6 protein-coding genes are annotated in these 6,657 nt (G+C 66.1%); all 6 read left to right on the plus strand.

From position 1 onward, the window contains the following. Window positions 1–418, plus strand: a 418-nt coding sequence (locus tag AC1DY5_RS36975) for a substrate-binding domain-containing protein (protein ID WP_478119447.1), incomplete at its 5' end; no start/stop codon positions are given. A 67-nt stretch (window positions 419–485) separates the two neighbouring features. Beyond that, window positions 486–1,556 (plus strand): multiple monosaccharide ABC transporter substrate-binding protein, encoded by a 1,071-nt coding sequence (chvE, locus tag AC1DY5_RS36980; RefSeq protein WP_478119448.1) that lies wholly within the window; start codon window positions 486–488, stop codon window positions 1,554–1,556. A 54-nt stretch (window positions 1,557–1,610) separates the two neighbouring features. Then, window positions 1,611–3,134, plus strand: coding sequence for a multiple monosaccharide ABC transporter ATP-binding protein (gene mmsA / locus AC1DY5_RS36985; RefSeq protein ID WP_478119452.1), 1,524 nt, complete (start codon window positions 1,611–1,613; stop codon window positions 3,132–3,134). After that, the gene (gene mmsB, locus AC1DY5_RS36990; protein WP_478119449.1) at window positions 3,124–4,335 is read left to right on the plus strand and encodes a multiple monosaccharide ABC transporter permease; all 1,212 of its coding nucleotides are present in this window, start codon (window positions 3,124–3,126) and stop codon (window positions 4,333–4,335) included. Before mmsA ends, mmsB begins: the two co-directional genes overlap by 11 nt. Continuing rightward, complete coding sequence (locus tag AC1DY5_RS36995) at window positions 4,332–5,861, plus strand: sugar ABC transporter ATP-binding protein (protein WP_478119450.1); 1,530 nt, start codon at window positions 4,332–4,334, stop codon at window positions 5,859–5,861. The genes mmsB and AC1DY5_RS36995 overlap by 4 nt, the downstream gene beginning before the upstream one ends. Next, the coding region (locus tag AC1DY5_RS37000) for an ABC transporter permease (protein WP_478119451.1) at window positions 5,858–6,657 on the plus strand (800 nt) is incomplete at its 3' end. The genes AC1DY5_RS36995 and AC1DY5_RS37000, both read left to right, overlap by 4 nt.

Consider the following 6,657-nt stretch of genomic DNA (forward strand, 5'->3'; position numbering starts at 1 on the left):
CATCAAGGCCGATCCGAAGTTCAAGATCATCCGCTCGCAGACCGGCGACTTCACACGCGCCAAGGGCAAGGAGGTGATGGAGGCCTTCCTGAAGGCCGAGGGCAAGAAGATCAACGTGCTCTTCGCGCACAACGACGACATGGCGATCGGCGCGATCCAGGCCATCGAGGAAGCCGGCATGAAGCCGGCGCAGGACATCATCATCATCTCTATCGACGCCGTGAAAGGCGCCTTCGAGGCCATGATGGCCGGCAAGCTCAACGTCTCGGTGGAGTGCAGTCCGCTGCTGGGCCCGCAACTGATGGCCGCCGTGGCCGACATCAAGGCCGGCAAGCCGCTGCCGAAGCGAATCCTGACCAAGGAAGGGATCTTCCCGATGGAAGTCGCGAAGGCCGAGTTTCCCAATCGGAAGTACTGAGACCGCACGCGGCGTATCGCGAGAGCGGTGCGCCGCAGGCCCGCACACACAACAAGGAGACCTTCTCATGAAACGCACTTTCCTCAAGACCCTGCTGGCCGGCGCCGCCCTCGGACTGTTCGGCCTCGCGCCCCTGGTGCAGGCCCAGGACAAGGGCCTGGTCGCGATCTCGATGCCGACCAAGTCGTCGGCGCGCTGGATCGCCGACGGCTCGAACATGGTCAAGTACTTCAACGAGAAGGGCTACAAGACCGACCTGCAATACGCCGACGACGACATCCCGAACCAGCTGGCGCAGATCGAGAACATGGTGACCAAGGGCGCCAAGGTGCTGGTGATCGCCGCGATCGACGGCACCACGCTGTCGGACGTGCTGCAGAAGGCCGCCGACAAGGGCGTCAAGGTGATCGCCTACGACCGGCTGATCAAGGGCTCGAAGAACGTCGACTACTATGCGACCTTCGACAACTACCAGGTCGGCGTGCTGCAGGCCARCTACATCGAGAACGCGCTGAAGCTGAAGGAAGGCAAGGGTCCGTACAACATCGAGTTGTTCGGCGGTTCGCCCGACGACAACAACGCCTTCTTCTTCTACAACGGCGCGATGTCGGTGCTGAAGCCCTACATCGACAGCGGCAAGCTGGTGGTGCGCAGCAAGCAGATGGGCATGGACAAGGTCTCGACCCTGCGCTGGGACGGCGCCGTGGCGCAGGCGCGGATGGACAACCTGCTGTCGGCCTACTACACCAAGGACCGGGTCGACGCGGTGCTGTCGCCATACGACGGGCTGTCGATCGGCATCATCTCCTCGCTCAAGGGCGTGGGCTACGGATCGGCCCAGCAGCCGATGCCGGTGGTGACCGGCCAGGATGCCGAGGTGCCTTCGGTCAAGTCGATCCTCAAGAAGGAGCAGACCGCCACGGTGTTCAAGGACACGCGCGAGTTGGCCAAGGTCACGGTCGGCATGGTGGACGCGATGCTGGCCGGCAAGACGCCCGAGGTGAACGACACCAAGACCTACAACAACGGCATCAAGGTCGTACCCTCCTATCTGCTGAAGCCGGTCAGTGTGGACGCCTCGAACTGGAAGCAGACGCTGGTCGACAGCGGCTACTACAAGGAGAGCCAGATCCGGTAGCGGCGGCCGGCGATGCGAGCCGAAGGAGGCAGGGTGAATGATGTGATTCTGGAGATGCGCGGCATCATAAAGACCTTTCCGGGCGTGAACGCGCTGGACAACGTCAATCTCGCGGTGCGGGCCGGAGAGATCCATGCCGTCGTCGGCGAGAACGGCGCCGGCAAGTCGACACTGATGAAGGTACTGAGCGGCGTCTATTCGTGCGACTCGTACGAGGGCGAGATCCATTTCGAGGGCCAGCCGCGCCGCTTCAGGGATATCGCCGACAGCGAGAAGCTCGGCATCATCATCATCCACCAGGAGCTCGCACTGGTGCCGCTGCTGTCGATTGCCGAGAACATCTTCCTCGGCAACGAGATCGCGCATGGCGGCGTGATCGACTGGTTCGCCGCCTATGCCAGGACCCGCGAGCTTCTGGCCAAGGTCGGGCTCAAGGAGCCGCCGACCACACTGATCACCAACCTCGGCGTCGGCAAGCAGCAGCTGGTCGAGATCGCCAAGGCACTGGCGAAGGAGGTCAAGCTGCTGATCCTCGACGAGCCGACCGCGAGCCTCAACGAGAGCGACAGCGATGCGCTGCTGAGCCTGCTGCTCGGGCTCAAGGCGCAGGGCATCTCGTCGATCCTGATCTCGCACAAGCTCAACGAGATCGCCAAGGTGGCCGACTCGATCACCGTGCTGCGCGACGGCGCCACCGTCGAGACCATGAACTGCCGCGCCGAGCCGATCAGCGAGGACCGGATCATCCGCGGCATGGTCGGGCGCGACATGGCCCACCGCTATCCGCAGCGCTCGCCGAAAATCGGCGAGACCGTGTTCGAGGTCAGCGACTGGCACGTGCACCACGCGCTGCATGCCGACCGCGAGCTGATCAAGGGCGTCGGCCTGCACGTGCGGCGCGGCGAGATCGTCGGCATCGCGGGGCTGATGGGTGCCGGCCGCACCGAGTTCGCGATGAGCGTGTTCGGGCGCTCCTATGGCCAGCGCATCCGCGGCACGGTGCGCATGCACGGCAAGGAGGTCGACGTCGGCACGATCCGCAAGGCCATCGACCACGGCATCGCCTATGTCACCGAGGACCGCAAAAGCCTGGGCCTGGTGCTCGACGAGGACATCCGCAAGAACGTCAGCCTGGCCAACCTGGCGGCGGTGTCGGAGCGCGGCGTGATTGACGACGGGCGCGAGTTCAAGGTCGCCAACGACTATCGGCGCGCGCTCAACATCCGCTGCGCCGGGGTTGACCAGCAGGTGGTCAACCTGTCGGGCGGCAACCAGCAGAAGGTGGTGCTGAGCAAGTGGCTGTTCGCCAAGCCCGAGCTGCTGATCCTCGACGAGCCGACGCGCGGCATCGACGTCGGCGCCAAATACGAGATCTACACCATCATCGACCAGCTCGCGAGCGAGGGCAAAGGCATTCTCATGATCTCTTCCGAACTGCCCGAGCTGCTCGGCATGTGCGACCGCATTTACGTGATGAACGAAGGCCGCTTCGTCGCCGAGTTTCCTGCCGCGGAGGCCTCGCAGGAAAAGATCATGCGGGTCATCGTGGCTTCCGGGAGCGGCGTCCATGCCGCCTGAACTCGAGGCCGTGAAGGCCGCCACGCACATCGCGCCGAGCAGCGCCGGCGAGCACACGGGCTTCCTCAAGAACAACCTGCGCGAATACGGCATGCTGATCTCGCTGGTCGCGATCATGGTGCTGTTCCAGCTGCTGACCGACGGCACGCTGATGCGGCCGCTGAACCTCACCAACCTGCTGCTGCAGAACAGCTACATCGTGATCATGGCGCTGGGCATGCTGCTGGTGATCGTGGCCGGCCACATCGACCTGTCGGTGGGCTCGGTGTGCGGCTTCATCGGCGCGCTGGCCGCGGTGCTGATGGTCGAGTACGAATGGCATTTCGTCCCGACCTTCATCGTCTGCCTGATCGCGGGCGCTGCCATCGGCGCCGCGCAGGGCTGGTTCGTGGCCTTCTTCCGGATTCCGTCCTTCATCGTCACGCTGGCCGGCATGCTGGTCTTCAAGGGCCTCACGCTGGCGCTGCTCGCGGGGCAATCTGTGGGGCCGTTCCCCGAGGCCTTCCAGAAGCTCAGCTCGGGCTTCGTGCCCGACCCGCTGGGCGGCGAAGGCCTGCGCACCACCTCGCTCGTGCTCGGCGCGCTGGCGGCCGCGGCGCTGGTCTTCTTCAAGCTGCGCGGGCGCGCCAAGCTCGCGAAGCACGGCATGGAGACCGAACCCTACGTCTTCTTCCTCGGCAAGAACCTGTTCTTCGCGGCCGTCATCCTGCTGCTGAGCTACCTGCTGGCGACCTACAAGGGGCTGCCCAACGTGCTGATCGTGATGTCGGTTCTGATCGTCGCCTACGACTTCGTGACCAACCGGACCACGGTCGGCCGCCGCATCTATGCGCTGGGCGGCAACGAGAAGGCGGCGCGGCTGTCGGGCATCAAGACCCAGCGGCTGGCCTTCCTGACCTTCGTCAACATGGGCGTGCTCGCGGCGCTCGCCGGGCTGGTCTTTGCGGCCCGGCTCAACACCGCGACGCCCAAGGCCGGCCTGGGCTTCGAGCTCGACGTGATCGCGGCCTGCTTCATCGGCGGCGCCTCGGCCTCGGGCGGCGTCGGCAAGGTGATGGGCGCGGTGATCGGCGCCTTCATCATGGGCGTGATGAACAACGGCATGTCGATCCTCGGCGTCGGCATCGACTACCAGCAGGTCATCAAGGGATTGGTGCTGCTGGCGGCGGTGTTCGTCGACGTCTACAACAAGAACAAATGAGCACCGAACTCTCGTCCGATACGCCGGTGCTGCAGCTCAGGGGCATCGACAAGCAGTTCAGCGGCGTGGCGGCGCTTTCCGGCGTGGCGCTGCGGCTGCGCGCCGGGGAGGTCCATGCGCTGCTGGGGCAGAACGGCGCCGGCAAGTCGACGCTGATCAAGGTGCTGACGGGCGTCTATGCGGCCGACGGCGGCGAGATRCTGCTGGCTGGCGAGCCGATCCGGCCGTCGTCTCCGCTCGATGCGCAGCGGCTCGGCATCAGCACGGTCTACCAGGAGGTGAACCTCTGCCCCAATCTGTCGGTGGCCGAGAACATCTTCGCCGGGCGCTATCCGCGCCGCGGGCTGGCGCAGGGCTTCCGGATCGACTGGGCCGCGGTGCACCGCGAAGCGCGGGCGTTGCTGGCGCGGCTCGATGTCGACGTCGACGTCACGCAGCTTCTGTCGAGCTACTCGGTGGCGGTGCAGCAGATGGTCGCGATCGCGCGCGCGCTGGGCCTGTCGTCGCGGGTGCTGATCCTCGACGAGCCGACTTCCAGCCTCGACGACGAAGAAGTCAAGAGCCTGTTCGCGGTGTTGCGCCGACTGCGCGGCGAAGGGCTCGCGATCCTGTTCGTGACGCACTTCCTGAACCAGGTCTACGCGGTGTCGGACCGCATCACGGTGCTGCGCAACGGATGCTGGGTCGGCGAATGGCCGACCGCGGAACTGGGGCCGCAGGCCCTGATTTCGGCGATGGTCGGGCGCGAGTTCGCGGCCCAGGCCAGCTGCCGCGCCGAACTGCCGGCGGTCAAGGCTGCGTCGCCGGCGCTGCTGCAGGTCGAGGGGCTCGGCCAGCGCGGGCAGTTGCAGCCGGTCGATCTGCAGGTGCGCGTCGGCGAGGTGGTCGGCCTGGCCGGCCTGCTCGGCGCCGGCCGCACCGAACTGGCGCGGCTGCTGTTCGGGCTGGCGAAGCCCGACCAGGGAAGCCTGCTCGTCGATGGCACGGCGGTCGAATTCTCGAGTCCGGCCGATGCGGTGAAGCACGGCCTCGCGCTGTGTCCCGAGGAACGCAAGACCGACGGCATCGTGGCCGAGCTGTCGGTGCGCGAGAACATCRCACTGGCGCTGCAGGCGCGGCGCGGCTTGCGCAACACGCTGTCGCGCGCCGAACAGACCGCGCTGGCCGAGCGCTTCGTCAAGGCGCTCGGCATCAAGACCGCCAGCATCGATACGCCGATCGGCCTGCTGTCGGGCGGCAACCAGCAGAAGGCGGTGCTTGCACGCTGGCTCGCGATCGATCCGCGGCTGCTGATCCTCGACGAGCCGACGCGCGGCATCGATGTCGCGGCCAAGCAGGAGATCATGGAAGAGATACTGAAGCTCGCGCGCGGCGGCATGGCGGTGCTGTTCATCTCCTCCGAAATGAATGAGGTGGTGCGCGTGTCGCACCGCATCGCGGTGCTGCGCGAGCGCCGCAAGGTCGGCGAACTTCCCGGCGGCAGCAGCGAGGACGCGGTGTATGAACTGATCGCGGCGGACACATGAAGCGTAGCGACCTCATCGCCGGCCTGTTTCGCCATCGGCTTGCCTGGCCGCTGGTTACGCTCGTCTTGCTGCTGGCGATCAACGCGGCCTTCAATCCGAGCTTCCTGCACCTCGAATGGCGAGGAGGCCACCTCTACGGCAGCCTGATCGACATCCTGAACCGCGCGGCGCCGCTGGTGCTGGTGTCGCTCGGCATGACGCTGGTGATCGCCACCCGCGGCATCGACATCTCGGTTGGCGCGGTGGTGGCGATCGCGGCGGCGATCGCGGCCTGGATGATCGGTGGCTCGCTGAGCAGCACCGGGGCGGCGCAGGCGAGCCGCTTCCCGATGTGGCTGGCGATCGTTGGCTCCCTCGGCGCCGCGCTGGCCTGCGGGCTATGGAACGGCCTGCTGGTCGCGCGGGTGGGCATGCAGCCGATCATCGCGACGCTGATCCTCATGGTGGCCGGGCGCGGCATCGCGCAGCTGATCACCGGCGGCCAGATCATCACGATCTATTACACGCCCTTCTTCTTCATCGGCAGCGGCTACCTGTTCGGGCTGCCGTTCTCGGTCTATATCGCGGCCTTCGTCTTTGCCCTGCTATACGTCGCGATCACGCGTAGTGCACTGGGTCTGTTCATCCAGGCGGTCGGCATCAACCCGGGCGCGGCCCGCGTCGCCGGCGTGCGGGCGCGCCGCATCATCGTCGGCGCCTACATGTTCTGCGGCCTCTGCGCCGGCATCGCGGGCCTGCTCATCAGTTCGAACGTGAAGAGCGCGGACGGCAACAACGCCGGCCAACTGCTCGAGCT

The organism is Variovorax sp. P4_D9, from assembly GCF_056401695.1.